Genomic DNA, 812 nt, shown 5'->3' with positions numbered 1-812 from the left:
AAAAAGCCGGTATTCAAGCGAAAGAGCCAGGGCAATGATTCGATCCGGTTCGTCAACTTCGACAAATACTGCCAGCTTGACCGCAAACGCGTTAAATTGCCGTCTGGCCTGGGCTGGGTGAAGTTCCGCCAGTCCCGCGCCGTTACCGGCAAAATCAAAAACGCCACCGTCAGCCAGCACGCTGGCGGCTGGTCTATCTCGTTCCAGGTCGAAACGGAGGTCGAAAAGCCCGTACACCCGTCAACGTCCGCTATCGGACTGGACGCGGGTATCAGCAAGCTGGCAACGCTGTCGGACGGCACGGTCTTTGAGCCGGTAAACAGCTTTAAAAAGAATCAGGCGAAGCTGGCGCGGCTACAGCGCCAGCTGGCCAGGAAAGTGAAATTCAGCGCGAACTGGAAGAAACAGAAGGCGAAAATTTCCCGCCTACACGCGCATATCGCCAATATCCGCCGCGACTACCTTCACAAAGTCACCACCACCATCAGCAAAAACCACGCGATGATAGTGATTGAGGACCTGAAGGTGTTAAACCTCTCAAAATCGGCGGCAGGGACGATGGAGCAGCACGGGCGCAATGTCGCAGCAAAATCAGGATTAAACCGGGCGATACTGGATCAAGGCTGGTACGAAATGCGACGTCAGCTTGAGTACAAGCAATCCTGGCTGGGTGGTCAGGTGTTAGCGATAAACCCGGCTTATACCAGCCAGAAGTGCGGCTGTTGTGGTCATACGCATAAAGATAACCGTCAGTCTCAATCCCGCTTTATTTGTATTGAGTGCGGTTATAAAGAGAACGCGGATATAAACGG

The 812-nt window shown here is 53.6% G+C and carries 1 protein-coding gene; it reads left to right on the top strand.

The genetic code is table 11. The features are described 5' to 3' along the window. Positions 1–812 (top strand): RNA-guided endonuclease InsQ/TnpB family protein (locus tag B880_RS0117650; protein ID WP_017348779.1); only part of this gene is annotated, 812 nt, incomplete at both ends.

The organism is Pantoea sp. A4 (assembly GCF_000295955.2).
Lineage (GTDB): Bacteria > Pseudomonadota > Gammaproteobacteria > Enterobacterales > Enterobacteriaceae > Pantoea > Pantoea multigeneris.
This window is presented reverse-complemented; position numbering and strand designations above follow the sequence as displayed.